Here is a 25,863-nt window from a genome sequence, read left to right on the forward strand (position 1 = left end):
GTACACAGGCTTTCTCCGAAGGTTGATGTCTTTTGCAGCCTTGGCTGCTTCCGGGGTCTTGACCTTTGTGCGCAGCAAGGTGCTCAATGTCGTGAGCATGGCGTTCTGTGCTGCGATGCCGGATGCAAAGGTATCATCAAAATACTGCGCTATGCGATAAGTAAGCTCTGCAAAGCGGGTGTTTTCCAGCAGCAGATTGACCACCTCTGCATTGACACGCCCTGTGTAGAGGTTCTTTGCAGCTTCTACGGACAAGCCCAGCTCGGCAATGTCGTAGTTCTTGCGGTCAGGGATGTTGGTTTCTCCCAGCAGGAAATCCGTGGACACGTTGAACAGCCTTGCGATCTTCAGCACCTGCTCATGGGTCAGGGTTCCTTTTGCACCGCTGATGAAGCGGCTGATGGTGCTTTTGGAGCAGCCGATTTCCTTGGCAAGCTCCGGTTGGCTGATGTTGTGCTCTTTCATCAAGTCCGCAAGACGGACGTTGGATGGTGCGGGCAGATATTCCTGTGCCATGTGGTCGGCCCTCCTTTTTGAGCTTTTTCCTCATTATAATACGCTCTGCCGTTTTGTTCAATATACGGTCACCTCTCCACCCTTGCTGTTGCAGCCCTGCAACCAGTAAGGGCTTTTTTCTTTTTCCGTTGCAGTTCTGCCGCTTTTTTGCTCTTTCCGCAAAATTCCCCGTATATTCAGGCACAAGGCAAAAAACACCAGAGTTCCCACACGGGGATACTCTGGTGCAACACATAACACCGCCCTGCCCGGTGGCCGCAGGGTGCGCGGTTTTGCATGCATCGAGCCGCTTGTCCACCCCTGCCCGTAAAAAGTGCATTTTTTCATGGAAGAAGTTCGTACAACCTGTACGGTCTGTACTTGTACGCACCCGTACGGCGAATTGAAGCAAATTAAAACGTGGTATCGTTTATATTTCGGATTCCTGTACGTCGTACAGACCGTACAGGTTATTTGAAGTCCGTACGCAATTTTTTCAGATGCGTACGGAGCAATCAAGTTCGCATTGTGCGAACTTGTCGGGGCGAGGCCCCTCCATCTTGCTGGCGCAAGACCGTTCGGTCACTTAAAAGCCCCACTGGGGCTTTCATTGCTTCGCAAACGTGAACTCGATTAACTCTCCCGCAGGAGACGTTCCCCCTCGGAGAGTCCTCGAAGAGCCCACTACACTTTGCAGCCCATAGGGATGAAAGTGTTATAGTGGGTTATTACACTTCCGAAGAAGTGCATCTTCGTTCCCGTCACCTTCCTCTGAACCCCAAAAGGAGGGATGCCCTTTGGCAAGAAATGATGGTATTGACCGCACAAGTGTCCGAAATCTCGCCGTTTCGGACAAGGCCGTTGGCAACACCCAGCAGCACAATGAACGTGAAAAGGACAGCTATCGGAACCCCGATATTATCCCCCAGCGCACCGCATGGAACGTCCATTTCAAAAAGCCTACCGCCAGCTACACCGACCTGTTCGCCCAACTGGAAGCCGCCGGAACCATCTCCACGCGCGGCCTGAAACCGGATGCCACCCACTACTGTGAGCTTGTCTTTGATGTCAACTCGGCCTACTTTGACAACCACGGCGGCTATGAGTTCGCCAAGCAGTTCTATGAGGATGCCTACAAAGCAGCCGTTCAGATCGTGGGTGGTGAGCAGTATATCCTCTCGGCAGTCATGCACGCCGATGAGATCAACCGCGCCATGACCGAAGCATTAGGCCGGGAGGTCTACCACTACCATCTTCATGTGGTCTATGTGCCTGTGGTGGAAAAGCAGATCCTCTGGTCGAAACGCTGCAAGGACAAGGCACTGGTCGGCACCGTCAAGGAGACTGTCATGCAGGTCAGCCGGAGCAAGAAGTGGGCATCCAAACCTCTGCTGGACGAATCGGGAAAGCCTGTTTTGCAAAAAAACGGCAAGCCTATCCTGAAGAAGTCGTACAGCGTCTTGCAGGACAACTTCTTCAATTTTATGCGCGCTGCCGGGTACACCGATATAGAGCGCGGCGAACGTGGCAGCACCGAAGAACACCTGACCGTCACCCAGTTCAAAGTTCAACGGGAGCAGGAACGGCTGGACAGCCTGACCGCCCAGATTGACCAGAAAGAGCAGCACCTCACCCAAACCAACAAAACCCTCTCCAAGACCGAAAAGGAACTTGCCGCTGTGCAGAAAAAGGCCACGCTCACAAAAGAAGCCCTCATTCATGCGCGCGATCTGGATTATATCGGCAAGCGCACCTTTCTCGGTAACTACTCACTGACCGAAGAAGAATTCTCCAAGCTGAAAAACAGGCCGACCACGGCTATATGATGGATGTGGAGAACCGCCGCTTGAAAGAAGAACTTTCCACCGCCAAGAAGGAAGCTGCTCATTGGGGTCAAAAGTATCATGAACTCTGGTATGAAGTGAAGCCCTATCTGGACGCTCTCCACCGTGCGCCCGAACTGGTGCGCGGCTTTCTGGAAAAGATTCTTGCCCCCAAGCAGGAGCGCACCATGAATGTGCAGCAGAAAAACCGCAAGCGTGGGCAGGATATGGAACTTTGATTTTCGGAGGATACCATTTGAACAAAAAGAAGAAGTCAAACAAATCCGGCTACCCGGATGAAGCAATCAAGACCCTTGCGCGTTGCTTTTATCCCTCCATGGTTGAGTTTTTCAACAGTGAGGAAGGCCAGCGTGAATATGAGGAATGGCTGAAAGAGCAGGAAGCACTACAAGCCTTGCCTGTTGCCGCATAAAAACAGCAGGACGCTCCCAGAAAAGGGAACGCCCTGCTTTACATAGATGTTTCTTACCGGGGTGTGTCCGCTTGGGCACACCTCTTATTTTTTTGCCCTTAATCTTCTAGCCCATGGCTCCCGGCTGCATTTTTCAAATATTCCTCCGGGTCACCGTTCAGAATCAAATCGGCATAGCTCAGCGGGTCATTGTAGATAAGGTAGTCCAATTCCGTCCTCTGCGCCATGGTCACGTCCAATTCATCCTCGACCCCGGTGCAGTCGATGGAAATTTTTCTTCCATCCCGGAGCAGCAGCTCCACGCAGTCAGTATCCATGTTGAACTTGCAGGCTCTTTCATCGTACTTCATAATCATACCCTCCAAATCTTGTTATTGGCTTACGCTCTACGACAAGGCATCGGAGGTTTGCGCCGTCCACGGGAGCCTTCATTGTTGTACCCGAAGAAAACGAAAAATCCGAACCCTTCTCCAATCGGAAACAGGTTCGGATTTTTCTTGTTTGGTGGAGGCGATGGGAGTCGAACAATAAAAAATGATTGAGTGACGTCAAAAACATATCTGCAACGCGCCTAAACACTTGCTAAAAATGTAGTGGGGTTGGTTTGTAACCCATGTATTTTGCTACGTTTACAAAAAAGAGTGTTACCAAAACTGTTACCAGAGTCAGGCCTGTGCCTTTTTGAATGCCGCGGTGGTAGCGGCAGCAAGATCTTCCCTCTGACCGTCAAGCTCGTGCCGATACACTCCGGCAGTGTCCATGTTCTTGCTATGGCCCACGAGCATCTTCAGCTGGCTGTCAGTCAGGACGCTGGATTCAACACTGACAAAGGTGTGCCGCAGCTCGTAAAGTGAAACTTTCGGCTCAAGCCCATTTGCTTCCTGGTAGGATTCCCAGCGGCGATAGAGCGCGTGTTCTGACGGGATCTGAAACAGCGGGGTATTGTAGTTCAGAAGCATACCTTGAGCCTTCAGAAGCTGCACCTGTGCCTCGTATGCCTCGCGAGCTTCCTTGCCCATGTCAAAAGAGCGGATTGCGTTTTCGTTTTTTCCGGTCGTCTGTTCCCGGTGCACGTTGATGCTGCGCCGAAGGTTGACCGTGTTCCCTTTGATGTCTCCATACCATAAGCCAATCAGCTCTCCGGGGCGCAGGCCGGTCGCAACTGCAAAACGGTAGGCGTAGATATATTCATCAAATACCAGCTTTCCATAGTAGGTGCGGGTGTCTACGCTAAACAGAACCTTCAGGGCGGTGGGCTGAAGAATTGTGCGTTTCCCCATCCTGGCATTCTTCGGGATAGACAGGTCGGGGTAGAGTGTCGTGTACTTGTTCCTTCGGCACCACTTGACAAAGGCGGTTTCCGCAGCCCGGATCGTCATAAGCGTCTTTCGGCTCAACGGCTGGTTTGAGATGGGCTTGCGCTGGTTCTTTTTCTGTGAGCGCTTCCGGAACGAAACGTCAATGGCCTTTTGAAGATCGCCCTCGGTTAACTCGTCAATGCGGATATTCCCACAGGTCGGCAGGATATAGCAGTCCCCGTAACGCTGGCATTGTGTCACATAGGATGTCCCGCAAGTCAGCTTCAGTTCTTCTACCCACTGGGCATAGAGGGCAGCTACCTTCTTTTTTCCGTCTCTGATGCTATCGTCAAGCCAGGCATCGGCCTTTGCGTTGGCTTCCCGCTGGCCGGTGCGGCCAGGCGTGCTGCTGTAAAACCGTTTGCGGGTGCCGTTCTTCTGCACCGCGATGCACCAGCGGCTTTCCTTCTCGACCCAAAACGCCGTGTTGACCCGTTTTTTCATAAAATCCACCTCCATACACAAGGGTACACTTTGACAAGCCTGCCCGGAGGTGGTATCATAGTCTGTGCAGAGGTTCGCCAAAATCTACTGTACAGAGCCGTGACGCCTTCGGGCAAGCGGTTCGGAAACCTCCTTCGGTGCTGGTAACACCGGGGGAGGTTTTTTTATTTGTTTGTGCAAATCAAAATTATGCTATACTTTAGCATAATTTTGATGTATAATGAACGTGAACGAATCTTTTCATTCATACACAGAAAGAAAGGTGCTATCATGTCAGAGCGTCAGAATGCCGTCGAACTTTATCTTGACGAAAAAGACTTCAAAATGAAGTTGAACGGTGTTGAAGTCCATCGCGTCAAAGGCTTCTCCATCCAGTGCGATGCGGGCCATCCCCTCGCAGATATGACGCTGAACATTTCGGTGGACAAACTGAAACTCGGTTAATGGAGTTTACTCCACACATCCAGCGCCTTGTCAATGCCGCGTTCGACAGCCGTTTCGCCGTACTCGATAGCCTTCGGAAACAGATCGCAGGCACCCATCATGTAAAGGTCGATATAGCCATCATCACGCAGTTCCGCAAGCGCCTCTCTCACGTCATCCCACGGGATCCCCGGCAATGCAGCCGACACATCTTCTGATGCAAAATATTTTGCCTGAGACTTCGGCAAGGTTTTGCGGCGCTCCGTGTATGCACGATAAAGTTTCAGCAAGACCTTTTCGGTATCTTTTGTCATCCCGTATTTTCTCCTTCTGCGCCCTCGGTGTTCGCAGCACCGGGGGCGTTTTTGTTTAGTTCACATCAGTTATTCAAAGCCTTTGCGCGCACAGTCGGGCTTGCTGCCTTGAACAGATCATATGCGTTCAAAACATCCGTAATCGCCTGACGCTCTTCGGGGGAGACTGTGTGGTCGATGCTGCCACCATCGCCGCTGTATCGGATAATGATTTCATCAGCGCTCAAAATATTCTTAAACCACTGGATATCTTCATCATCGCCTACAAAGGAGGTCAGTTCCCAATACTGCTTTCCATCATAGCCACGATCCACATCCGTCCAATCGATCGTGTAGGTGTATTTATACTCGCCTGCGCGAATCGTGATCGTGTCCAAGTACACATATTTGTTGCCGCTACACAGAACCATGAAAAACATTGACGGATCATTGGTGCTGCCATTTACAAAGAAGGGCAGTATATAGCTTTTGCCTTGATTGCTCAGTCGGTCTTCCGTGGGTGACACATAGCTTCTTGCGTCCTCGACCTTATCGTAACTGATTTTCAGCTTTGCAAGAGCGTCTTTCAGTCCCAGCACCTGCTGGGCTTCTGCCAACACCGCAAAGTTACTGACCTGCGCCTTGCTTGCATCGTCCAATTCATTATAGGCATTCACGGCAGCCACAATTGCCGGGCGGCGGGCAGTCGTGACGGTTCCGATTTGGTTGATCAGGCTTTCCACCTGCGCTACCGTCGCAGTATTGCATTCTTCAAGAGCGGCTGTGCTCATATATTCTGCTGGGCTGACAGCCATTGCCGGCGCTGCCACAGATACAAGCGTTGCGGCAATGCACAGTGCTGCAGCGGTCTTTTTCATAGTTTTCTTCATACATAACACTCCTTCGCTATATAGACTGGAATGACTCCGATAATCCAAAATTACCCCACCCAGTGTGTCCAGCCTACGGCCTTGCCCTCAATGTGCACCTCCTCCAGCTGGGGGCCGGTGTAGATCATGGGCGCATAAGCCGGGTTTGCGGGCATCAGGGTCAGCGTGCCGGGGTTGTAATATACCCGCTTGAGGGTGGCTTCACCATCAATGCGCACCGCTGCGATCTCGCCGTTCTCCACCTCCGGCTGGATGCGGATATACACCACGTCTTTATCGTGAATGCCGGCATCCACCATGCTGTCACCGTGGCAGGTCAGGGAAAAATCGCACCGGATGTTCTCCGGCACGTCCACCATTTTTTCAATGTTCTGCTCTGCCGTGATGGGTTCCCCGCAGGCAATGGCTCCGATCAGCGGGATCTTCTTCATCTTTGGCATCGGCTCAAAGCCCGGGGGGATGGTGGGCTTCTTGGGCTCCGGCTGTTCTTCCCAGCCCATCAGGTAGGCGGGGGTGGTCTGCAGCGCATCAGCAAATGCTGCAATTTTTGATTGTGGGATATCGGCTTTACCATTTTCAATCTTACTTATAGAAGATTTATCTTTATAGCCCATCTTGTGAGCCAGTTCTTCGACTGTTAAGCCAAGCTCCGTGCGGCGGCTTTTGATTCTGTCGTATAGAGTTGCCATAAAATCACCAACCTTCGCTCTTATCTTATCATAGAGTGGAATAATATTCAAGTATTTTTTATTTTTTCCTCAAAAAAGGTTGACTTTATTTCCACTCGGTGCTATTATGTGGTTAGTGGAATTCAATTCCACTTTGAAAGGAGGTGACAACCATGACCGACACCAATGCGCTGCGTTCCATCATTGCAGATTCCGGGCTTAAATATAAGGCCATTGCCGAAATTATGGGCCTGACACCGTATGCTTTGCAGATGAAAATTGATAACGAGACCGAGTTTAAGGCCAGTGAAATTGACACTCTGGCCAATACTCTCGGCATGGACATGCAGCAGCGTGATTCCATATTTTTTTGCAAGAAAAGTGGAATTTAATTACACTTTTGCAAGTTCATCCAAAGGAGGTGAAGAAGATGAGCAACAGCAAAAGGCCCCACGCTCCTAAGGAAGAGAAGCGCGGGGCGCAAGAGATTCAGCTGTCGCACTTGGACAATCGTTTTAGCTGCCAGATAGACGGAACGGTTATCCAGAACGTGAAGGATTATTCGTTGGTTCAGTCCAGCAATGGAAAAGCATTGTTAAACTTGACCATCGAGATCAGTGCGGAAGTTGTGTCAACCACGATACAAGCGCAGATGCAACAGCACTTGTAATCCACGAGTGACGTTCCATCGTTTCGGAAAACTTGGACAACAATCCCTTCTGCGGAGGAATCTGGTCATTTACGATCATCTCAACAAGATCAACTAACTTCTGGACTTGCTCTTTGTCCGGTGCATCTTCAGCTTCTGCCCTTTCCCGCAGTTCCTGAAAATTCGTCTGGTAGTTGATGGTCGCTGTATTGGCTGTTCCAATTACAGAACCGTAAGCTGTACCGATATTATAAATATTACTCTGACGCTGTTCGGTTTCTTTTCGCTTTTTCTCGACTTCGGTCATATAGAACGCTTTTATTTCTTCCTGCTGCTTTTGGAAGAACGATGCCTGCGTTTCCGTTACATAAAGCCGTTCATTGGCCGGAGTGATAATAACATCGTCTATTTTAATATCGGTTTTTGGGCGAAATCCAACGTACTGACGGTTCGTTGCCGTTTCTCGGTTTGGCAAACCTGGAACGGTTGCAATAATTTCACCATCTCGCTCAATTTGCATATTCAGACCATGCATTCTTAAAAAATTTTCAAAAATCATTTTTCCATTCACCCCCTTTCCGTCTTTTTATTTTACAGCGAAAGTGAAGTGAATACAAGGAGGTACAAATCCACATGGACGACATTATCTTATCCACCCAGAACGGCGAACCAGTGGCATCCAGCCGGGACGTTGCCAAGCGCTTTGGCAAGGAGCATAAGCACGTTCTGGCGGCTATTCGTCAACTTTTAGTGGCCGAAAATTCGGCTACTAAATTCTTCCACGAGACCGAGTTCGAGTATCGCGGCCAGAAATTCCCGGAATACTTGATGAACCGTGACGGCTTTTCCCTGCTGGCCATGGGCTTTACCGGCAAGGAAGCCGTGCAGTGGAAGCTCAAGTACATCGAGGCCTTCAACCAGATGGAGAAGCAGCTGGCACAGCGCCCGCAGCTTTCCCGCGCGGAGCTGATGGCGCAGGCCCTTATTGCCGCCCACGACGAGCTGGAACACAAGGACGCTCAGATTGCAGAGCTGACCCCGAAGGGCATCTTTGCGGATGCTGTAAGCGCCAGCAAGAAGAGCATCCTTGTAGGTGAGCTGGCAAAACTGCTGTGCCAGAACGGTGTGCAGATCGGGCAGAACCGGCTGTTCAGCTGGATGCGGGAGCACGGCTATCTGATCCGCGACCCCAAGCGCAGCGACTATAATATGCCCACCCAGCGGGCCGTGGAAATGTGCCTGTTTGAGATCAAGAAGACCACCGTGGTGCACTCGGACGGCCACACCAGCATCAACAAGACCCCGAAAGTCACGGGGAAGGGACAGATTTACTTTGTGAACCAGTTTCTGAATGTCCGGGCAAAGCGGCTGGAAGCGTGAAAGAAGGTGATAATTTGAAGGTAAGCATGAAAAAAATTGAATCCCTGATGATTTTACGGGGAGTAAATGTTACCGAGCTGATGCAGGCTGCTGGCCTTGAGCGGGCCACCTACTACTACATCAAAAAGAAGGGCGGCACCAGCCCCCGGACGCTCAAGGCCATTGCCGACACGCTGAACGTTGACCCCCGCGAGCTTTTGAGCGAGCAGGAGAAGGAGCAGCGTCTTGGCAAGGAGACCGCCTGATGAACGGGCGGAACAAATACTGGCGGGAAGCCCGCTGGGACAAGAACCAGCCTGCACGGCTGGCACACATCAAAGAAAAGAGGTCGAAAAAGCATGATGAAGGTCGTACAGGGCACCTTCCGGCAGATTCCGTACTGGAAGCTGCGGGGGCGGTTCCACAGCTGCGGCTACCGCGATCAGGAAGTCGCTGAACATAGCGGCATTGGCCGGTACACTATGAGCGCCCGGATGAACGGGCACCAGCCGTGGACAAGTAAAGAGATCGTAGCAATTTGTGAACTGTTGGACATCCGGCAGGACGAAATCGGGGAGCTGTTCTTCCCTACTGTTGAGAAAGGAGAATCCGCATGAGAATCAAATCTGGCGTTTGGTACTGGCTTGCAATGGGGAGCTTTGCGACGGGCCTGCTGTACAGCATGGGCCTCGAGGGCACCTGTCAGACCGGCGGCACCATTTCGGACGGTGCGTTCATTACGGCTATGGTGCTGATTCTGCTGGCGGTGTTCTTCATGCGGCTGGGCTTTGCAGCCGAAGCGCGTGAGAAGCGGCCCCGCAAGATTCACAAGCCGCAGGCCAATACCGTGAAGAGCGGCAGGAAGGCGGGCTGACACCACCCATGAATAAAGGAAAGCACTTTACCCGCGTTTGTTTGGACTGCGGCAAGGTGATGGAAAATGTTGCTGGCAACCTGCGCTTTTGCGCTTCCTGCCGCAGAGAGCGCCACAACCAATATTGCAGGGATTATAGGGCGCGTAATGAAAACGCTACCAGCGTCATGTGGTACACCGTCTGGGATGCCAAAACCGGCGATCTGCTGGCATCCGGCACGTCTGAGATGTGTGCCCGGCGGCTGGGCTACAAGAGCGCGAACAGCTTTGCGTCTGCCGTCAGCCATGGGCTCAGCGGCAGCCATCGAACTTACAAGTACACATTTGCGCGGGAACGTATCGACCGCAGCGAGGTGGACAGCCTGCCGCCGGTACGCACTATACGAAAAAAGCCCGCCGGTGCGCCAACACCGACGAGCTGCAAGGGATGATGAGTTTGAACGACTTCATCACCCCGATGATACCACAAAATCGGAGGTTTTTACAGATGGAAAAAAATTATGTTGAGATTCAGGGCCGCTTTTCGAGCGACGGCAGGTTTGTGGGCGGGAACTATGTCCCGGAAGTCATCGACAAGCTGATGAACGATGTCTATTCTACCCTCGGTCAAGCAGGAAGCCTGTACCGCCTGCGCGTCACGGTCGAGGTCGAAGATCTGGGTGCCGAGGTCAAGTTCGGGAAGCCTGCAAGCGAAACGCAGCACTCCCCTGCTCTGCAGCGTTTGACCGCTGGAAAGCTGATTCCTGCACCGGACATCTCCCCTGCCGCCATTGACCCGGCACCTGAGGTGGCAGTATGAATCCGATGTACGACCTTTCCCTTGACGGCTACGGCCCGGCACTTGAGCCGCCGGATGATTACTATTTCCTGCCGCGAGGGACAGAACAGACCGAAGATCAGGAGGATGAAGAGTAATGGAAAGCACAAGCATTTACGCCGCTCTGGCCGCTGTGCAGAGCGAACTCAAGGCCCCTAAAGGGCAGATGAACACCTTCGGCGGGTACAGATATCGTTCCTGTGAGGACATTTTGGAAGCAGTGAAGCCTATTCTCAAGGCTCATGACCTGCTGCTTACGCTCTCCGATGAACCGAAGGTTCTTGAGGGGTGGCACTACATCGAAGCCACTGCAAAATTGGAATCTCTGGATGGTGGCTGCATTTCCGTGAAGGCATACGCAAGAGAGCCGGAGCAAAAAACCAAGATGGACGCTGCACAGGTGACGGGAACATCCAGCAGCTACGCCCGCAAGTATGCCCTGAACGGCCTGTTCTGCATCGACGATACCAAGGATGCCGACACGGACGAGTATCATGCGGCAGAAGGTCGAAACCCCGCAGGTGTGAACAAGCCGCAGAAGCAGCCTGCTCAGAAGCGTGAAGCTCCTGCTCCGAAGCGTAATGCTCCTGCCCCGAAATCGCAGCCTGTACAGGAACAGCCCTTTATCTGCGCCTGCTGCGGCAAACCACTTCAGCCGGTGTCTTATAAGAACCGCACCGTTGAACCGGCAGAGACCGCCGCAAGCACCAAGAAGAAGTTTGGGCGCGTCCTGTGCTGGACGTGTGCCCAGAAACAGCCGAAGGAGGGCTGATCTATGCTGAACATGATCGCAGCTATTGGACGTCTGACCCATACCCCGGAACTCCGCACCACCACAAGCGGCAAGGAGATCTGCTCTTTTGATGTCGCCTGCGAACGCAGCTATTCTGCAAATGGCCAGCGCGAGACGGATTTCTTGCCCTGCGTTGCATGGGGCAAGACGGCGCAGTTCATCTCCCAGTATTTCGACAAGGGCAGCATGATCGCCGTCAATGGCAGCTTGCAGACCCGGAAATATCAGGACAAGCAGGGCAACAACCGCACTGCCTATGAGATTCAGGTGCGTGAGGTCAGCTTTTGCGGCTCGAAAGCCCCTGACAACACGTCTACACGGGGTTTTGATGAACAGACGGAAAGTTATGCCCGCGAAGCTAGAAACGCTCAGAGCGCCCAGCAGACGGCTGAGACCGGCACGGACGATTTTGCCGTTATCAACGACGATGAAGATTTGCCGTTCTGAGCGGCAGAAATGAGGGAGAGAAAAATGCCAGCAAAAAGAAATATTATGCCGGAAGAGGTGCGCAATGCAAAGCTTCTTCTTAGTAAGGGCCTGTCAGATGCAGAGGTCGCAGCCATTATCGGTCGTTCCGTGTCGGCAGTTATCAATATCCGCAACGGTGCATACGACTTCATGCTTGCGGATGTACCGAATGATACCCCGGATGATAGCCGGGTGTGTATCCTGCTGAAATCTATCGACAGCCGCCTGTACCAGCAGAACGAAGACATGAAGAAGGCCATTGACCAGCTGGTGGTCCTGAACAGTGCCCTTGTTGAGCTTCAGAACGAGATCAAGGTGTGCTCTTCCTGCATGACGGCAATGCTGGATGCCCTGAACGAACTCAAGAGCAAGAACAGCCAGCAGGCTGAACAGGAAACCACCCCTACGAAGTATCCGGGCAAGAATTTTGCGAACTGGGGAGAGGTTATTCGCCGTGTTGAGGTCTACGGTGACAAGTTCATTGCGGACAACCTGCGCGGAACCAAGGCCAGTCTGGACGGCGTTACGCTGTATCTGGCCTGCACCCCCAGCACGAAGAAGTTCCTCAAAAGCAGCGCTGTTGCAATCCCCCGCATCAAACAGCAGTGCCGGAACGTCATCGGCTACGGCGTAGAGGTTAAGATCATCGACCTGTAAAAACCAAAGAAAATGGTTTTTACGAAAAGCGTTTGGTTTTCAAAAACGGGAAGGAGGTGGTTAGTGGTGGACGATATCGAAATGGCTCGCCCAAAAGGCTTGTTGATACCCTTTGACAAGTTCGTAATCTTGGACATCCTGCCACCTGAGCAATACAAAAATGTGCTCACAAAAATGCGGCAGTATGTGGAGCACGGCAAAGAGCCGGAAGGGCTTGAAGACCTTGAGAAGATGGCATTCGAGTCTTTGAGAAGTTCAATGGATACAAACATTGAAACGTACAGACGTTCTATTTTGGCAAACAGGAAAAACGGACGAAAAGGCGGCAGGCCCAGAAAAGCCACTGAAACCGACGGGATTGCAGAAGAACCCACAGAAACCCATGGGTTTTCCGAGAAACCCACTAAAACCGATGGGGGGTTAAAGTACAAAGTACAAAGTACAACAGATACTAAAGTATCTGATAGTAGTAGCGCTGAAGCGCTGCCCCCTACCCCTAAAAGCAGGTTTTCACCGCCGGATGTTGAAACGGTGAAAAGTTACTTTGCGGAGAAGGGTGGCACAGAAGCGCAGGCTATTCGGTTCCATGCCTATTACGAATCCAACGGCTGGAAGGTGGGCCGGAATCCCATGAAGAACTGGAAGGCAGCAGCATCCGGGTGGATATCCCGTGACCGGGAGCAGCAACCGAACAAGCCTGCACCGGGCAATACATCCAGATCTGCAGCGGATGTCTATGCAGACATCTTCAAGGGGGTGATTTGATTGACGATGGAGAAGATCATCGAACTGCTGGCCGTGGCAGATGCCTATTTCGGCAAGCCCCAAACAGACGAGAGCCGGAAGGCGATTTCCACGGTCTGGGCAAAGTCAGACCTTCGGACGGCCCCGGATGATATCGCAGAACAGGCGTTTTACGATGTCATACAGCACTGCAAGTGGCAGGACAAGCTGCTTCCTGACTGGCTGGAGCGGATTCAGAAGATTCAGGGAGAGCGGCTCATGACAGAGCGTTGCATGCATTCACACCGTAAGTTGCAGAAGATGCTGAAAGCCCGCGCAGAGCGGAAGCTTTTGAAAGAATAGCCCGCATATGGCGTTCAGAGCGTCCTGCACGGCTCCCTGAACGCGGTTTTAGGGCAAACCGGAAAAGTTATACTGCAAAACGCAAAACGCCGTTCAGGGCCGTTTCTCGTGCTCTGAACGCATGGAGGTAAAAAGCACTATGAACCTGTATGAGATCAACTCGCAGATTTTGGACTGCATCGATCAGGAGACCGGCGAGGTTATGGACATCGACCGGCTTGAAGAGCTGAACATGGCAAAGGCCGAGAAGGTGGACAACATCGCCTGCTGGGTAAAGAATCTCGAAGCCGATGTTGCGGCCTTTGAAGCGCAGGAAAAGGCTTTTGCTGACCGCAAGGCAGCCGCAAAGCGCAAGATCGACAGTCTCAAGCACTATCTGACCGATGCTCTGGGTGGGCAGAACTTCAGCAGCGACCGGTGCGCGGTGAGCTTTCGCCGCAGCAAGGCGGTCAGCGTGCTGGATGAAGCCGCTGTTCCTGCTGAGTACATGACCGAGATGACCACCCGCGCACCCAACAAGACGGCCATTGCGGCCCTGCTCAAGACCGGCACGGCAGTGCCCGGCTGTGAGCTGGTGGAACGTGTAAACCCGTCTGTGAAGTGAGGGAGGATGGGACGATGGATGAAGTTAGACTGATTGACGCGAACGCTTTGCACAAGCGCATCGAAATGAACCTTCGTGCCAGCAATCCGTTCACTATTGAAGAATGCTGCTATAAGGATGCCCTGAACAGCGTGGACGACGCTCCCACCATTGACCCGGAAACACTGCAGCCGACATGGCGCAACCCTGAAACGGACCCGCCCAAGGTCGAAACCGAAGTGCTGATTTTGTACCGCAACGATATTGACGGATACAGTATTACGACAGCGCACTATGAAGACGGGAGCGTTTTTTTACAAGATAGCGTATGGTATTGGGAAGATCTTCCCGATTGGGGGACATACGACGAGGAACGGGACGACTACAAAATCCCGAAAGGCTGGTGGGAATACCGCCATTTCAACCCGGACGACGTTTACAACAACAAGATAGACCGCCCCGTGGTAGGCTGGATGCCGCTGCCGCCGGAGGAGATTACAAAATGAGCGAAAAACGTATGGTCTACGCGGAGGACGTGATCCAGAGAATCCGCGACCTGGCCCCGGAAATCCTGGGCGGCTGGTATAACCCATACATGGAGAACGAGTTGGAACAGCTTGTTTGCATTGTTGAAAGCACTCCGACGGCAGCAGATACGGATGTCCAGCGCTGGCGCAAAACGGCAGAATGTCCGCCGACAGAAAATGATGCTGCATACGGAAAGGTCATCGCATTTTATCGTTGGGCAAAGGCAGCACAGGCCGCAAAGTGGGATTTTGTGGCAGGTGCACCGGATACTTTTCCTCTTTGGATGCCGATGCCTGAACTGCCGGAGGAAAAACGCTCATGACATTAGGATTTGCGATGTTCGCCGCAACGTTTATTGTTGCTGTTGTTGCAGCTATTATTGCAGTCTGCTATGCGCTTGTCTGGCTGCTGCGCGATCACCCCATAGCTCTTGCAGCAACTACCGCTTTTATGATTTGGATGCTTGCTGTGGCTCTGATCTACAAAGTAGGAGGTGCGCCGTGATTGAAGTCGAACAGCTTTCACTTTTCACGATGCTGTCCCCTGTTCCGCCTGCCGTAGCGGTCTGCTGCATGGATGGAAGCCGGGTTGATGCTACACCTGCAGAAAGCTGGATGCAGCGGCTTGTGCAGGGCGGTGAGTATGTCGTTCAGGTCGCTAGTCATCCAATGGTGCTCAGACCGGCAGATGGCACGGCAGACGACGTTCCGGCAGGACACCGGTATTATCACTACACCATCGGAGAACGCCTGTTCTCGGGCGTGTTTGTGGGAAGAGAGAGGGTGAGAACATGAGCAAGGAAAATATAGGCCGGAATGCCGAGCACTATGCAGACCCGACACCGACCGCGGCCATGCGCAACATCTGCCGGGACGAGTACCAGAAGGAAGCCGCCCGGCTTGACAGAATCGGAGATATCGTTCCCCTGCTGCGCCAGATGGCCGGTATCGCAGGGTTCGAAATCATAGGCCGCATCCCGCTGAGGGACAAGGCAACTGGAAAGGAGTATCGGTAAAATGACGCAGAGAGAGATTCAGGAAAACCTCATTCGCACCGTTCGCGATATGCTGCTCACCTCCTGCGAGAAGATGGGCGCTCAGAGCATCGAACATTGCTGGACGCGGCACGATGGCACGGAGGTAAAGCTGATCCTTGCCATTCACCCGGCTGGTGAGAAGGAAGAAAAGCCGGAGGATGAGCTGTACACCTATGCGAGAGCTGCTGTCCAGAAATTTGGCATGAACAAGCAGGTCGATATGGCTATCGAGGAAATGTCCGAGCTTACCAAAGCACTGCTCAAGTACCGCCGGGCATCGGATTGCGCGACTACTGTAAAGAGCGGCGACAACATCCGTGAAGAGATGGAAGATGTCAGAATCATGCTGGCCCAGCTCGACTGCATCTATGGCCGTAGTCCTCAGTGGGCCGAAAAGAAGCTGGCCCACCTCAAGGAGCTGGTCAAGGGCGAGGAAGGTGATGGAGATGTCTGAGCATTTCAAAATTGATTGTAACCTCGTGGATGACCGACGTGCTATTGCCGCTATTCTGGCTTATAACGGATATGTTGTCCGCATGGGAAAAGAGAAACGGGGCGGTAAGTCTGCCCAGATCTATTTCGTGGAGTATTGGAGGGGCGACGATGAGCGAGAAAATGAGCACTGAACGTGCGGCGGAGATCCTCAACCCGGCGCACCGCGAGAGTTACGAGAGTATGGAGCCAGTGAACGAGGCTTGCAGGATGGGCCGGGATGCTCTCCTGCTGAAGATTCCTCGCAGCCCCTTCCCGGACGGCGACAAGAGTATTCTGGCTTGCCCCAACTGCGGCAGCGGTGAATACCTGCACAACATCGACACGGCCCGGAACGTGTTCTGCGGCCAGTGTGGACAGGCTATCAAGTGGGAGGACGACGATGAATAGACCCAGAACGGCGGCCAGCATTCGCCGCAGCTATACAGGTGCAAGAAGCCGTGCAGAGGGCGAAGGCTTTGAAAGCATCATTGACAATGCCTGCGCCTATTACAGATCCATCGGCCTTGCAGACATCGAAAAGACCCCAGAACCGATGCGTCCGATTGGAAGCCCGGACCGTGCTGGCCGGTTCCTTGCTTGCTACACGAAACAGGCCCAGCCGGACTACAAAGGCGTTCTCAAAGGCGGAAGAGCCATCAATTTTGAAGCAAAGCACACTGACAGTGACCGGCTGACCTTTGATCGTGTGTTGACCGCGCAAGCGCTTCGTTTGAGCCGCACAGAAGCTCTCGGAGGTGTCGCCTTTGTACTATGCTCATTTAGCGGCAGGGCTTTCTACCGCGTCCCGTGGGCCGTATGGAAGGACATGAAACGGCTGTTTGGCCGTAAGTACATCACCCAATCAGACATTGAAATTTACCGCGTCCCGTTTGCAGCACCCGGAGTGCTGCTGTTTTTGGAAGGAGTAAAGGAGGAACAATGATCCGCACATGGACACCTGAAAGCGAGAACGAAAAGCCACCTAAGAATGAAAAGGCCCAGCTGGTGCGGGCATGGTTTGAACGACTGCCAAGAATGCGGGCACAGATTCAGCAGCAGGAAGAGCGCATTGTAGATCTACAGTGCATCGCTACCGCCACCACATCCAGCGTTTCAGCTGCACCTGGTCGTTCTGGAACCAGTGACAAGGTGGGGAACGGTGGCGCGGCCATTGTGGAAGCAGAGGAAAAGCTGGCTGCCCTCAAGTGCGAGTATGTGGAGATGCAGAAGGCGGCCATTGATACGGCATATCTGCTGAATGCTGACACGGCATCCATCCGCCGCAGCAAGTGCATCATCCTGTGTTATGTTGAGGGTAAGACCCGTGAGCAGGCCGCCGCTGAGGTGGGCTTTGCACAGGCACACACGGCATCCAGAGCCATCACAGTAGGGTTTGAGGCCCTTGCAGAGATCTGGGAAGCAACACCTTTTTGCGATTTTGACGAAAGTGCATAAAAAACGCGTGATTTTTTGTACAGCTTCGGGTATGTACGCGGTATGTACAGAAACCGTGCGAAAGTGATTGAATAGTACCATCGGCAATGCCGGAAAGGCAAACCGATACACGCAGTCTCCGAAACGAACCTCCATGATAATTTTCCTCCTTTTGGCTTTGCAGGCATTTTTCTCTCTTCACGTTTCGCGGACTGCGCATCTATGCGATACACTGAAACAAAGGCAGCCTGCCGCTCATGAGAGACAGGAGGCGGTTCGATTCCGCCGTATCGCACCGTATGGCGCATGGACCAGACAACCCGAAAGGCCGCACGTGTAACCTCCCGTGCCAAGAAAAGGCCTTAGAATCCTTGCCAAGGTGTAGCTTTCCTGACAGGATGTGCGCCAACCAACAGCCCCGGCGGCGAACCGGAGCTGTTTTTATATGGCCGCCTGAGCGCAGTTTGGAGCGCGGCGCGTGTGTGTAGACACGGCTGGTTCGATTCCAAGGGCGGCTTTTTACTCTGGTAGCTCAATTGGCAGAGCGATGGTCTCCAAAACCGTAGGTTGCAGGTTCAAGGCCTGCCCAGAGCGCCATGCAATGTACAGTCGGGGGACGGCTGTGCAAAGCATAGCGGGGCATCTGGCCGCGAAAGTTCCAGATGCAGCGGCACCCGCCCGTTTTACGCCTGTCCGTCAAACTGAATGCATGGGTGCTGCTTATTTTTTTTGATATCTTTGCCGTTCGGTTTTCCGGGCGGCTTTTTGATTTTACGGCAAGAGAGGTGGTGACGTGGCCAACGAAGAAAATCTCATCCCGTTCAATGAACGAACGGAGAGCGAACAGAGACAGATCGCCCAGAAGGGCGGCATTGCTTCCGGTGCGGCCCGCCGCCGCAAGCGCAGCATGAAAGAAGCCGCCGACTACTATCTCAGCCTGCCGGAGACCGACCGCCGCCGGGTGAAGGCCCTGCTGCGGGATGAGGTGGACAATGAGGACATCGACAATCAGATGTCGGTGGTCATGGGCATTACTGAAGCCGCCAAGCGCGGTGATGCCCGTGCCGCCGGGGTGCTGCTGAAGATGCTGGGCGAGGAGACCGTGCAGGAGGACCCGGCGGCGGATGCACTGGAAGCTGCCCGCAAGCTGCTGGGAGGTGTGGACAGTGCCATTGACTGAGTTTCAGCAGGAGTTCCTTCGCAATTGCTCCCACCGCTGGAACGTCAAGACTGGGGCCACCCGCTCCGGCAAGACCTATCTGGACTGCGCTGTTACCATCCCCAAGCGCATCTGCGCGGCCCGGGACGAGGGCCTTTGCGTCATGCTGGGCAACACCCTCGGCACGCTGGAGCGCAACGTGCTGGAGCCCATGCGGGCCCTCTGGGGTCCGGAGCTTGTGGGCGTGGTGCGCACCTCGGCGTCCGGCAACATCGTGCAGCTGTTCGGCCGCAAGGTGTACGTGCTGGGTGCCGACAACAAAAAGCACATTGCCCGCATTCAGGGCGCGGCCTTCGAGTACGCCTATGGGGACGAGATCACCACATGGGACGAAGGTGTATTTCAGATGCTGAAAAGCCGTCTGTCCTGTCCGCACAGCCATTTTGACGGCACCTGCAACCCGGATAACCCACAGCACTGGTTCAAGCAGTTTCTGGACAGCGACGCGGACATCTACTGTCAGGCCTACACCATCGACGACAACCCCACTCTGCCGCCGGAGTTCGTGGCACAGCTGAAAAAGGAGTACGCAGGCACGGTCTACTATAACCGCTTCATCCTCGGCCAGTGGGCTGCAGCGGGCGGCATCATCTACCGCCCTTTTGCAGACAGCATTGCCGCCGGGGATGGGCGTTTCCTCTGGCCTGCGGACAAGCCCTGCCGCCCGTGGCACATCCACATCGGGGTGGACTTCGGCGGCAACGGCTCCCGGCACGCATTCGTGGCCACCGGCATCCTGCCCTACTACGCGGGGGTCGTGGGTCTGGCATCCGCCCGCATCGACCCGAAGGATCAGGACGCTGACTACCTCGCCGCGCAGCTCATTGAGTTCTGCACCGCCGTGTTCGCGCGGTACGGCGAGATCCACTATATTTTCTGCGACAGCGCCGAACAGACGCTGATCAACCACATCCGCACCCGGCTGCGGGCCTGCCCGCTTTCCTGGCTGGCCGACCGGGTGCAGAACAGTGCCAAGATCCAGATCATCGACCGCATCCGCCTGACATCCATTCTCATGGGTGGCGGGCGCTTTTGGTATATGCCGGAGGCCGCCACCCTGCGGAATGCGCTTGCTGCGGCTCTTTGGAGCCAAAAGCACCCCGGTGTGGATGAACGTCTGGACGACGGTACCACCGACATTGATACATTGGATGCGTTCGAGTATACCATCGAGCGCGATTACAGGAGACTGACTGCAAGATGAATGTTGCCGCTTTTATCGATTACCTGAACAAAACAAAGCATCTTCACCTCGATGCGGACTACTACGGCAACATCGAAGTCTGGCGGCAGTGGTGGAAGGGCGACGTGCCCGACATCCACGACCAGAAAGAGGACGCACCGGACGGCAGCGTCATTTCGCGGCGTCTGGCTTCCCTGCGGATGCCGAAGCACGTCTGCGAGGACTGGGCAAACCTGCTGCTCAACGACAAGACCACTCTCCAGATCGGCGATGCATCCACCTCTGCCTATCTGCTGGGCAGCGATGAACAGCAGACCGGCGGCCTTTTGCGGCAGCTGCATTTCTGGGAGAACGCAAACCGGCTTGTTGAGCAGGCCTACTGGTCGGGCACCGGCGCTTTTGTGATGAGCGTGGAGAACCTGACGGTGGATGCCTCCGGCAACGCTCTGCCTTCGCCGCAGGGGAGCATCCGGCTGGACTACGACCCCGCCTGCTGCATCCTGCCCATCAGCGTGGAGCGCGGCGTTGTGACCGAAGCGGCCTTTGTGTCCGAGTGCATGATGGGCGGCAAGCCTGCCGTCTACCTGCAGACCCACACGGTCAGGAACGGCAGCCGCGCCATCACCAACGAATGGTTTGAGGTGACGGACGATATCTCCGGCACTCCGAAATTCGCGAAGATCCCCGAGGACAAGACCCCGCCGGGCACGGTAAAGAGCATCACGGTCACCGGCGCACCGGCATGGTTCAGCCTGTTCAGCCCGGCTGCTGTCAAGAACCTTGACGGCGGCATGGGGCTGGGCATGAGCATCTTCTCCGAGGCGCTGGACGCGGCACAGATGGTGGACTACGCCTTCGACAACTACCGGCAGGACATCCGCCTCGGCGGCAAGAAGATCTTCTATGACCGCTCCCTGTGCCGCAAGTGGGTGGACAAGGAAGGCACCGAGCACGCCGTGCCTCCGGATGCCGTCCACCGGCAGATCTTCTACGAGCTGCCCACGCCGGAAGGCGGCATCGACCAGCCCGCTGCATGGCGTGAGTATAACCCCGACCTGCGCACCGCTTCCAACCATCAGGCGGTGCAGGACGCGCTGGACATGATGAGCTTCAAGTGCAAACTGGGCTGCCACCGCTATAAGTTCGATCAGGGCACCGTGACCACCGCCACCGAGTACACCGGCAGCCGTCAGGATCTGGTGCAGAACGCCAACAAGAACCAGATCCCCATCGAGACGGCACTGATCGGCATTCTGCGTGCCATGCTGTGGGCGGCAAAGAACCTGCTGGGCGCACCGGTGGACCCGGAGACCAGCATTTCCGTCAACTGGGACGACAGTTACATCGTCAGTGAGCAGGAACGCACAAACCAGCTGCGGGAGGACGCCATTGCGGGCCTTGTGCCCCGCTGCCGCTACCTCGCCGCCCGGTACAGCCTGAGCGAGGAGGAAGCCCACCAGTGGACAGAAGAAGCCAAGGCAGACAGCCACACTGACGAAGCCCTCACCTTCGGGGGTGCCTGATGCTGCCGCCGTCTTATCTCGACCAGATGCCGGATGCCTTTGTGCAGCTCTGGCAGCAGGTCGAGGACGCGATCTTACAGGACGTTGCCCGGCGCATCGGCAAGATGGACGCCGTGACCCCCACCGCTAACTGGCAGCTGTGGCGCTACCAGCAGACCGAAGCGGTGCGCAACGACGTGGTGAAGCTGCTGGCGAAGTACACCGGCAAGAGCGAAACGGCCATCCGCAAGCTGCTTTTGCAGACCGCGACCGAAGCCTTAGAGCGTGAAGATGCGATCTATTACCACTACGACATGGAGCCGCCCCCTTTTGAAGAGAGCGCCGCCCTGAACAATTTGTTAGACGCCGGTGCCCGCCAGACCTGCGGCACATGGCAGAACCTCACCGCCACCACGGCAAACACCGTCACAGGGGCCTTTGAACGCACACTGGACGCTGCATGGCTCAAGGTGAGCACCGGTGCCTTCGACTACAAAACCGCCGTCAAACAGGCTGTGGACAGCCTTGCAGACGACATGCCCATGGTCACATATCCCAGCGGCCACAAGGACAGCATCGAGGTGGCCGCCCGCCGTGCCGTGCTCACCGGTGTAAACCAGACGACTGGCAAGCTGCAGGTGGCCCGCATGGACGAAATGGGCTGCGAATTTGTGGAGACGACCGCCCACGGCGGTGCCCGTCCTTCTCATGCAGAGTGGCAGGGCAGGCGCTTTCACCGGGGCGGCGCGGTGGACTACAAGGGCAAGCACTACCCGGATTTTGAAGCTGCCACCGGCTACGGCACCGGCGCAGGCCTTTGCGGCTGGAACTGCCGCCACACCTTTTTCGCGGTGTTCCCGGAGCTGGGCGACCCGCCCCAATGGACGCAGGAGCAGCTGCGGGAGCTGAACGCCCGGGACATCGAGTGGAACGGCAAAAAGTACACCGCTTACGAGATATCCCAGATGCAGCGCGCCCGGGAGCGGAACGTCCGCCGCTGGAAAAAGCGGTATCTGGCCGAGGACGCCGCCGGGCTGGACACCACTGACAGCGCTGTGCGCCTGAAAGCCGCCCGCCAGAGCCTGAGTGATTTCACCAAGGCCACCGGCGGCAGAGTGGACAGCGCCCGTGTCAGCGTGCCGAAGTTCGGCAGGAGTGAAGCCAGTAGGGCAAGTGCAAAATCTCAGGCGCATCACACCGACTGGCTCAAGTCTATCAATGCGCAGAGTACCAGCCTGAATACCGTTGCAAAATATTATGATGCACGGTATAATAATACCGAAGAATATCGGTTGCTGATGCAATATGCCAACAGCGTAAAAAGTGGCTGGCTTTCGCCGCTTGCAGGTTTTGACCTGTACAAGAGTACGCACGAGCGCATCCAGACCGAGCTTGTTGGCAAGACTACTGCGGATGGTACTGTTATTACCGGACATACCGCCCATTTCATGGAGCGTATGTTCGGCACATTGGTCGACCCCGATAAGTTAAAATATGACCTTAAAATCATCCGGCGAAGCGGTGTTGGCTATGAAGCCATGCGTGATACCGTTTTGAATCCTGAGCGCATCAACCCTGTAAAAACGGATTCAAGAGGAAAGCGAAGCGTGCGCCTTATTGGCAAAGCGATCGTCACGATAAACCCAGACACGGGACAGCTGATTCAGCTGAATCCAAGGAGTGAGCAGAAATGACCTTTTGTTTTGAAGATTTAGATCCTGATTCCAAGGAGTTTTTGAAGAAGCATGTTCCCAGCGCGGTAAACTGCAAAAGTCTGGATGAACTTCTTTTGGAGCTTGATGATTTCATCACATCGACCTTTGACGAGAATGACGAGCCGACAGCTCTTTCTCGTGAGGGCGAAGCAGTGTACGACAGAATCTACTGTTGCACGCCGTAATTCATAATATCAACTAAACCACGATGCACACGCACCGTGGTTTTCTTTTGCCCATTTTTAAGCACTGTGCAAAATTTGCCCAGTGCTTTTTTCATGCCGTTTTAGCTCATGTCGGAAGAGCGCCGGTCTCCAAAACCGGAAGCGGCAGGTTCGAGTCCTGCAAACGGTGCCATGCGGCGGGCGGCGCGTACCCCGCCCACGACCGAATACTGACAGAGAACAGTGTAAAAAACTGAGGTCTCACACACGAAAGGAGTTTCCACCATGAAGCGTGAAGATGTGAAGAACAAGATCCCCGGCATCACCGATGAACAGCTGAACTGGATCATGCAGGAGAACGGCGCAGACATCAACCGGGAGAAGTCTGCAGCCACCGCCCTGCAGACCCAGCTTGACAACGCAAACGCCCAGCTCAAGACCGCACAGGACGGCCTGAAAGCCTTTGACGGCGTGGACGTGGCAGGCCTGCAGGAGCAGGTCACCAAGCTGAAGGCCGACATGAAGACGCAGGCCGAGGGCTTTGCCTTTGATAACGCGCTGGACGCCGCCATCCTGGGCAAAAAGGGCCGCAGCGTCAAGGCAGTGCGTGCTTTGCTGGATCTGGACGCCCTGAAGGGCTCTGCCGACCGCGGTACCGACATTGCAAAGGCACTGGACGATGCCGCAAAGGCCAACCCATGGGCGTTCGGCGAGGACGGTGCAGCCGGTGTGGCCGTGGTCTCCACCGGAGCCGAGCACGGTGCACCGCCCGCCAACGAGAGCGATGGTGTGGAAGCCGCTTTCAAATCCCTGAACCCTGAACTGAACCTGTAACAACGAAAGGAGATTTCTATGGCACATGCAAGTCAGGAGCGTTACTCCGCTCTGGTGGATGCAAAGCTGCGTGCGACTCTGGTCACCCGCGACAATACCATCTTCAACAACCGCTACGAGGGCAGCCCCAAGGCCGGTAAGGTCAAGATCCCTGTCCGCGACACTGAGGTTGCCGTCAAGGCCTACGACAAGGCAAACGGCGTGGATGCCGATGCCGGCACCACCACCTATCTGGATCTGGACATCGACAACGACGAGGCCGTGAACGAGATCATCGACGGCTTCGACGCCGCTTCCGTGCCCGACGACATCACCGCCGAGCGTCTGGACAGCGCAGGCTACTCCATGGCTCTGTCCATCGACAAAAAGTCCATCGAGGCGCTGCAGGGCGCAGCGGGTGCCAACATCAGCGCCACCAAGACCGCCTGCACCGTTTCCACCGCCTACAAGGAGGCTCTGGCTGCAAAGCGCACCCTGAGCCGCAACGGCGTGCCGCAGGCCGGCCGCTGGATGATCGTCAGCCCCGAGTATCTGGAGATCCTCATGCAGGACGACCGCTTCATCAAGCAGGGCGATTTGTCCCAGCAGCTGGTGCAGGCCGGCGCGGTGGGCCAGATCGCAGGCTTTGCGGTGTACGAGTCCAACAACATGGATTTTGAGAACGCCACCCGCGTGGCCACCAAAAAGACCACCACCGAGTTCATCTGCGGCCATCCCAACTGGTGCCACCGCGTCATGGAGTGGCAGACCCCGGTGCACCTGCAGGATCTGGGCGGCTCCGGCAAGTACATCGGCGCATCCGCTGTGCAGGGGCGCAAGGTGTACGGCATCAAGGTGTCCAAGCCCAAGACCCTGTACATCAAGCGCATCGAGGCGTAAGGCCATGCTCTACTGCACCTATGACCAGTATGCGGCGGCGGGCGGTACAGTGCCGGAAGCCGCCTTCGGGGTGCTGTGCAGCCGGGCTTCCCGCATGATCGATGCCGCCACCTTTGGCCGGGCGGAGAGCCACGCCGCCGGGTGCGAGGCCTGCCGGGAAGCGCTGGCGGATGCCTGCGGGCAGATCGTCGGCCTGCTGGCCGCTGCATCTGCGGCGGGCGCTGTGCCTGGTGCTGCCAGCGTCTCAAACGACGGCTACAGCGTCACCTTTGGCAGCAATGCCAGTGTGACCGCAGCCACCCGGCAGGAAGCCTATGAGATCATCCGCACCGCGCTGGGCAGTGACCCGCACGGCCTGCTGTACAGGGGGATTCTGTGATGCAGACAGCTGTTACTGTGGTGAACCTCATACACGACACCGCCACCGAGACGGACAGGCCGGTGTGCTGGGTGTTCCCGTTTTGCAGCTGGCGGGAATGCCGCTCCACCTCCGGCTCCGGCACCGCCAAGAACCCGGAGCGCACCACCCACATCCGCATCCCGGCCAGCGTGTGCACCATGGGCTACCTGCCCTATGCCCAGTGGGCGGCGCTGTCTGCAGCGGAAAAGACCAAGCACTGGACCCTGAAACGCGGCTGGAAGCTGGTGCAGGGCGCGGTGCCTGCCTTGACCGAAGCCGAGTATGCCAAACTCGAAAAAACGCACCTATGCTGCACGGCAGCGGCTGTCTCCGATAACCGGGAGCCGCTGCTGCCCCACTGGCACGTGGAAGGGAGCTGATC

41 protein-coding genes, 1 tRNA gene and 1 pseudogene are annotated in these 25,863 nt (G+C 55.2%); 36 read left to right on the forward strand and 7 right to left on the reverse strand.

The genetic code is table 11. The features are described from left to right. Nucleotides 1–516 (reverse strand): helix-turn-helix transcriptional regulator (locus GKG34_RS10455; RefSeq protein ID WP_154256157.1); only part of this gene is annotated, 516 nt, incomplete at its 3' end. 776 nt (nucleotides 517–1,292) lie between these two features. Between GKG34_RS10455 and GKG34_RS10460 the strand changes: the two are divergent. Further along, nucleotides 1,293–2,557, forward strand: a pseudogene (locus tag GKG34_RS10460) (plasmid recombination protein). A 17-nt stretch (nucleotides 2,558–2,574) separates the two neighbouring features. Continuing rightward, on the forward strand, nucleotides 2,575–2,751 hold the full coding sequence (locus tag GKG34_RS10465) for a hypothetical protein (RefSeq protein WP_223387700.1): 177 nt from the start codon (nucleotides 2,575–2,577) through the stop codon (nucleotides 2,749–2,751). A 98-nt stretch (nucleotides 2,752–2,849) separates the two neighbouring features. On the opposite strand, the gene GKG34_RS10470 is transcribed toward GKG34_RS10465, so the two are convergent. Both GKG34_RS10470 and GKG34_RS10475 read right to left on the reverse strand, forming a co-directional pair. After that, a complete protein-coding gene (locus GKG34_RS10470) occupies nucleotides 2,850–3,101 on the reverse strand; it encodes a DUF6061 family protein (RefSeq protein WP_044954353.1) in 252 nt (83 codons plus the stop codon). Between the two features lie 315 nt (nucleotides 3,102–3,416). After that, complete coding sequence (locus GKG34_RS10475) at nucleotides 3,417–4,553, reverse strand: tyrosine-type recombinase/integrase (protein WP_173015246.1); 1,137 nt, start codon at nucleotides 4,551–4,553, stop codon at nucleotides 3,417–3,419. Between the two features lie 270 nt (nucleotides 4,554–4,823). On the opposite strand from GKG34_RS10475, the gene GKG34_RS10480 reads away from it, so the two are divergent. After that, entirely contained in the window at nucleotides 4,824–4,997 is a 174-nt protein-coding gene (locus tag GKG34_RS10480; protein WP_154256158.1) for a hypothetical protein, read from the forward strand. On the opposite strand, the gene GKG34_RS10485 is transcribed toward GKG34_RS10480, so the two are convergent. The 3 genes from GKG34_RS10485 to GKG34_RS10495 form a co-directional block, all read right to left on the reverse strand. Beyond that, nucleotides 4,994–5,290: a hypothetical protein gene (locus GKG34_RS10485; RefSeq protein ID WP_097775523.1), complete on the reverse strand. Its 297-nt coding sequence runs from the start codon at nucleotides 5,288–5,290 to the stop codon at nucleotides 4,994–4,996. The genes GKG34_RS10480 and GKG34_RS10485 overlap by 4 nt on opposite strands. Nucleotides 5,291–5,355: 65 nt before the next feature. Then, nucleotides 5,356–6,159 (reverse strand): hypothetical protein, encoded by an 804-nt coding sequence (locus GKG34_RS10490; RefSeq protein ID WP_154256159.1) that lies wholly within the window; start codon nucleotides 6,157–6,159, stop codon nucleotides 5,356–5,358. A gap of 50 nt (nucleotides 6,160–6,209) precedes the next feature. Then, entirely contained in the window at nucleotides 6,210–6,848 is a 639-nt protein-coding gene (locus tag GKG34_RS10495; RefSeq protein WP_154256160.1) for a LexA family transcriptional regulator, read from the reverse strand. Between the two features lie 152 nt (nucleotides 6,849–7,000). Here GKG34_RS10495 and GKG34_RS10500 point away from each other — a divergent pair, with 152 nt between their 5' ends. Beyond that, nucleotides 7,001–7,219: a toxin-antitoxin system, antitoxin component, Xre family protein gene (locus GKG34_RS10500; protein ID WP_097775526.1), complete on the forward strand. Its 219-nt coding sequence runs from the start codon at nucleotides 7,001–7,003 to the stop codon at nucleotides 7,217–7,219. A 38-nt stretch (nucleotides 7,220–7,257) separates the two neighbouring features. Beyond that, entirely contained in the window at nucleotides 7,258–7,497 is a 240-nt protein-coding gene (locus GKG34_RS10505) for a hypothetical protein (protein ID WP_143405601.1), read from the forward strand. Here the strand turns inward: GKG34_RS10505 and GKG34_RS10510 are convergent. Continuing rightward, nucleotides 7,442–8,035: a hypothetical protein gene (locus GKG34_RS10510; RefSeq protein ID WP_097781798.1), complete on the reverse strand. Its 594-nt coding sequence runs from the start codon at nucleotides 8,033–8,035 to the stop codon at nucleotides 7,442–7,444. The genes GKG34_RS10505 and GKG34_RS10510 overlap by 56 nt on opposite strands. A gap of 74 nt (nucleotides 8,036–8,109) precedes the next feature. Between GKG34_RS10510 and GKG34_RS10515 the strand changes: the two genes are divergently transcribed. From GKG34_RS10515 to GKG34_RS10665, 31 genes are all read left to right on the forward strand, one after another. After that, the gene (locus GKG34_RS10515) at nucleotides 8,110–8,856 is read left to right on the forward strand and encodes a phage regulatory protein/antirepressor Ant (RefSeq protein WP_154256161.1); all 747 of its coding nucleotides are present in this window, start codon (nucleotides 8,110–8,112) and stop codon (nucleotides 8,854–8,856) included. Between the two features lie 26 nt (nucleotides 8,857–8,882). Continuing rightward, nucleotides 8,883–9,101 (forward strand): helix-turn-helix transcriptional regulator, encoded by a 219-nt coding sequence (locus GKG34_RS10520; RefSeq protein ID WP_143405602.1) that lies wholly within the window; start codon nucleotides 8,883–8,885, stop codon nucleotides 9,099–9,101. Nucleotides 9,102–9,194: 93 nt separating this feature from the next. Continuing rightward, on the forward strand, nucleotides 9,195–9,452 hold the full coding sequence (locus tag GKG34_RS10525; RefSeq protein ID WP_097775530.1) for a hypothetical protein: 258 nt from the start codon (nucleotides 9,195–9,197) through the stop codon (nucleotides 9,450–9,452). Continuing rightward, nucleotides 9,449–9,709 carry a hypothetical protein gene (locus tag GKG34_RS10530; protein ID WP_154256162.1) on the forward strand — a complete coding sequence of 87 codons (261 nt, stop codon included), beginning with the start codon at nucleotides 9,449–9,451 and terminating at the stop codon, nucleotides 9,707–9,709. The genes GKG34_RS10525 and GKG34_RS10530 overlap by 4 nt, the downstream gene beginning before the upstream one ends. Nucleotides 9,710–9,717: 8 nt before the next feature. Then, a complete protein-coding gene (locus GKG34_RS10535; protein WP_154256163.1) occupies nucleotides 9,718–10,140 on the forward strand; it encodes a hypothetical protein in 423 nt (140 codons plus the stop codon). Nucleotides 10,141–10,196: 56 nt separating this feature from the next. Beyond that, nucleotides 10,197–10,508 carry a hypothetical protein gene (locus tag GKG34_RS10540; RefSeq protein ID WP_154256164.1) on the forward strand — a complete coding sequence of 104 codons (312 nt, stop codon included), beginning with the start codon at nucleotides 10,197–10,199 and terminating at the stop codon, nucleotides 10,506–10,508. Nucleotides 10,509–10,623: 115 nt separating this feature from the next. Then, nucleotides 10,624–11,298, forward strand: a complete 675-nt coding sequence (locus GKG34_RS10545; protein ID WP_154256165.1) for an ERF family protein — start codon at nucleotides 10,624–10,626, stop codon at nucleotides 11,296–11,298. Between the two features lie 3 nt (nucleotides 11,299–11,301). Next, nucleotides 11,302–11,766: a single-stranded DNA-binding protein gene (locus GKG34_RS10550; protein WP_154256166.1), complete on the forward strand. Its 465-nt coding sequence runs from the start codon at nucleotides 11,302–11,304 to the stop codon at nucleotides 11,764–11,766. 24 nt (nucleotides 11,767–11,790) lie between these two features. Beyond that, nucleotides 11,791–12,444 (forward strand): hypothetical protein, encoded by a 654-nt coding sequence (locus GKG34_RS10555; protein WP_154256167.1) that lies wholly within the window; start codon nucleotides 11,791–11,793, stop codon nucleotides 12,442–12,444. Between the two features lie 66 nt (nucleotides 12,445–12,510). Beyond that, on the forward strand, nucleotides 12,511–13,209 hold the full coding sequence (locus GKG34_RS10560; RefSeq protein WP_154256168.1) for a DUF6291 domain-containing protein: 699 nt from the start codon (nucleotides 12,511–12,513) through the stop codon (nucleotides 13,207–13,209). Continuing rightward, nucleotides 13,210–13,530 (forward strand): hypothetical protein, encoded by a 321-nt coding sequence (locus tag GKG34_RS10565; protein ID WP_154256169.1) that lies wholly within the window; start codon nucleotides 13,210–13,212, stop codon nucleotides 13,528–13,530. Nucleotides 13,531–13,669: 139 nt separating this feature from the next. After that, nucleotides 13,670–14,134, forward strand: coding sequence for a siphovirus Gp157 family protein (locus GKG34_RS10570; protein WP_173015247.1), 465 nt, complete (start codon nucleotides 13,670–13,672; stop codon nucleotides 14,132–14,134). 14 nt (nucleotides 14,135–14,148) lie between these two features. After that, complete coding sequence (locus GKG34_RS10575; protein WP_154256171.1) at nucleotides 14,149–14,619, forward strand: hypothetical protein; 471 nt, start codon at nucleotides 14,149–14,151, stop codon at nucleotides 14,617–14,619. Next, entirely contained in the window at nucleotides 14,616–14,963 is a 348-nt protein-coding gene (locus GKG34_RS10580; protein WP_154256172.1) for a hypothetical protein, read from the forward strand. The genes GKG34_RS10575 and GKG34_RS10580 overlap by 4 nt, the downstream gene beginning before the upstream one ends. Then, complete coding sequence (locus GKG34_RS10585; protein ID WP_154256173.1) at nucleotides 14,960–15,145, forward strand: hypothetical protein; 186 nt, start codon at nucleotides 14,960–14,962, stop codon at nucleotides 15,143–15,145. Before GKG34_RS10580 ends, GKG34_RS10585 begins: the two co-directional genes overlap by 4 nt. Continuing rightward, nucleotides 15,142–15,435, forward strand: coding sequence for a hypothetical protein (locus GKG34_RS10590; RefSeq protein ID WP_154256174.1), 294 nt, complete (start codon nucleotides 15,142–15,144; stop codon nucleotides 15,433–15,435). The genes GKG34_RS10585 and GKG34_RS10590 overlap by 4 nt, the downstream gene beginning before the upstream one ends. Beyond that, nucleotides 15,432–15,656 carry a hypothetical protein gene (locus GKG34_RS10595; protein WP_154256175.1) on the forward strand — a complete coding sequence of 75 codons (225 nt, stop codon included), beginning with the start codon at nucleotides 15,432–15,434 and terminating at the stop codon, nucleotides 15,654–15,656. The genes GKG34_RS10590 and GKG34_RS10595 overlap by 4 nt, the downstream gene beginning before the upstream one ends. Nucleotide 15,657: 1 nt before the next feature. Beyond that, nucleotides 15,658–16,131 (forward strand): hypothetical protein, encoded by a 474-nt coding sequence (locus GKG34_RS10600; protein WP_154256176.1) that lies wholly within the window; start codon nucleotides 15,658–15,660, stop codon nucleotides 16,129–16,131. 149 nt (nucleotides 16,132–16,280) lie between these two features. Continuing rightward, nucleotides 16,281–16,559 carry a hypothetical protein gene (locus tag GKG34_RS10605; RefSeq protein ID WP_154256177.1) on the forward strand — a complete coding sequence of 93 codons (279 nt, stop codon included), beginning with the start codon at nucleotides 16,281–16,283 and terminating at the stop codon, nucleotides 16,557–16,559. Then, nucleotides 16,552–17,094, forward strand: a complete 543-nt coding sequence (locus GKG34_RS10610) for a Holliday junction resolvase RecU (RefSeq protein ID WP_154256178.1) — start codon at nucleotides 16,552–16,554, stop codon at nucleotides 17,092–17,094. The genes GKG34_RS10605 and GKG34_RS10610 overlap by 8 nt, the downstream gene beginning before the upstream one ends. Next, complete coding sequence (locus GKG34_RS10615; RefSeq protein ID WP_154256179.1) at nucleotides 17,091–17,606, forward strand: hypothetical protein; 516 nt, start codon at nucleotides 17,091–17,093, stop codon at nucleotides 17,604–17,606. Before GKG34_RS10610 ends, GKG34_RS10615 begins: the two co-directional genes overlap by 4 nt. Nucleotides 17,607–18,378: 772 nt before the next feature. Beyond that, entirely contained in the window at nucleotides 18,379–18,765 is a 387-nt protein-coding gene (locus GKG34_RS10620) for a hypothetical protein (protein WP_154256180.1), read from the forward strand. Beyond that, a complete protein-coding gene (locus GKG34_RS10625; RefSeq protein ID WP_347563454.1) occupies nucleotides 18,752–20,008 on the forward strand; it encodes a phage terminase large subunit in 1,257 nt (418 codons plus the stop codon). The genes GKG34_RS10620 and GKG34_RS10625 overlap by 14 nt, the downstream gene beginning before the upstream one ends. Continuing rightward, nucleotides 20,005–21,510: a hypothetical protein gene (locus tag GKG34_RS10630; protein WP_154256182.1), complete on the forward strand. Its 1,506-nt coding sequence runs from the start codon at nucleotides 20,005–20,007 to the stop codon at nucleotides 21,508–21,510. The genes GKG34_RS10625 and GKG34_RS10630 overlap by 4 nt, the downstream gene beginning before the upstream one ends. Then, nucleotides 21,510–23,183, forward strand: coding sequence for a phage minor capsid protein (locus GKG34_RS10635; RefSeq protein WP_154256183.1), 1,674 nt, complete (start codon nucleotides 21,510–21,512; stop codon nucleotides 23,181–23,183). Before GKG34_RS10630 ends, GKG34_RS10635 begins: the two co-directional genes overlap by 1 nt. Then, the gene (locus GKG34_RS10640) at nucleotides 23,180–23,389 is read left to right on the forward strand and encodes a hypothetical protein (RefSeq protein ID WP_154256184.1); all 210 of its coding nucleotides are present in this window, start codon (nucleotides 23,180–23,182) and stop codon (nucleotides 23,387–23,389) included. Before GKG34_RS10635 ends, GKG34_RS10640 begins: the two co-directional genes overlap by 4 nt. Nucleotides 23,390–23,484: 95 nt before the next feature. Continuing rightward, nucleotides 23,485–23,561 (forward strand) — tRNA-Trp (locus GKG34_RS10645). Between the two features lie 92 nt (nucleotides 23,562–23,653). Next, nucleotides 23,654–24,202, forward strand: a complete 549-nt coding sequence (locus tag GKG34_RS10650) for a phage scaffolding protein (protein ID WP_154256185.1) — start codon at nucleotides 23,654–23,656, stop codon at nucleotides 24,200–24,202. 18 nt (nucleotides 24,203–24,220) lie between these two features. After that, complete coding sequence (locus GKG34_RS10655; RefSeq protein WP_154256186.1) at nucleotides 24,221–25,081, forward strand: hypothetical protein; 861 nt, start codon at nucleotides 24,221–24,223, stop codon at nucleotides 25,079–25,081. 4 nt (nucleotides 25,082–25,085) lie between these two features. Beyond that, the gene (locus GKG34_RS10660) at nucleotides 25,086–25,460 is read left to right on the forward strand and encodes a hypothetical protein (RefSeq protein WP_154256187.1); all 375 of its coding nucleotides are present in this window, start codon (nucleotides 25,086–25,088) and stop codon (nucleotides 25,458–25,460) included. Next, nucleotides 25,460–25,861 (forward strand): hypothetical protein, encoded by a 402-nt coding sequence (locus tag GKG34_RS10665; RefSeq protein WP_154256188.1) that lies wholly within the window; start codon nucleotides 25,460–25,462, stop codon nucleotides 25,859–25,861. The genes GKG34_RS10660 and GKG34_RS10665 overlap by 1 nt, the downstream gene beginning before the upstream one ends. Nucleotides 25,862–25,863: the final 2 nt, after the last annotated feature.

The sequence above is a fragment of the Faecalibacterium sp. BIOML-A4 genome, from assembly GCF_009679665.1.
Taxonomy (GTDB): Bacteria; Bacillota; Clostridia; order Oscillospirales; family Ruminococcaceae; genus Faecalibacterium; species Faecalibacterium taiwanense.